At 67.4% G+C, this 503-nt stretch carries 1 protein-coding gene; it reads left to right on the forward strand.

The window, feature by feature from the left end; translation table 11 throughout:
• Positions 1-56: 56 nt before the first annotated feature.
• Positions 57-503 (forward strand): DJ-1/PfpI family protein (locus tag ACK41V_RS23925; protein WP_409786225.1); only part of this gene is annotated, 447 nt, incomplete at its 3' end.

The following is a 503-nucleotide window of genomic DNA, read 5'->3' on the forward strand; positions in this document are numbered from 1 at the left end:
AAGAAGATTGTGTTCCTCTGCAGCAACTGTGACCGCTTCCCCAACTCGGGCAAGGCATGCCGCCAGCGATTGCCGCCTCGTGGCGCCGCCTGCGTGCGCACGCTCACGTGGCTGCCGCGCTACGCGATGCACAGAAGACCGGAAACTACTTGTCGGAGGTGGCCAAGCCGTACCGCGTGCTCAAGGACGCCGGCTTCAGCATTGTGTTTGCGTCCCCCAACGGCGGCCGCATCAGCCTGGATCCCTCCAGCGTGGAGCAGGAGAAGGGGGACGGCATGTGCCGCGATTTCCTGGATGATCGCGACGCGGCGCGCATGATGGAGGACACGCAGCGGCTGGACGACATCCTCCGCGACCTGGACAGCATCGACGCCGTGTTCTACCCCGGCGGCCACGGCTGCATGTTCGACGTGGGGCAGGACCAGCGGGCGGGTGCGCTGGCCGCCGGCGTGTTTGAGCGTGGCGGCGTGGTGGGCGCCGTGTGTCACGGCGTGGTGGGCTTG

This window comes from Acidovorax sp. (assembly GCF_046291265.1).
GTDB lineage: Bacteria > Pseudomonadota > Gammaproteobacteria > Burkholderiales > Burkholderiaceae_C > Acidovorax.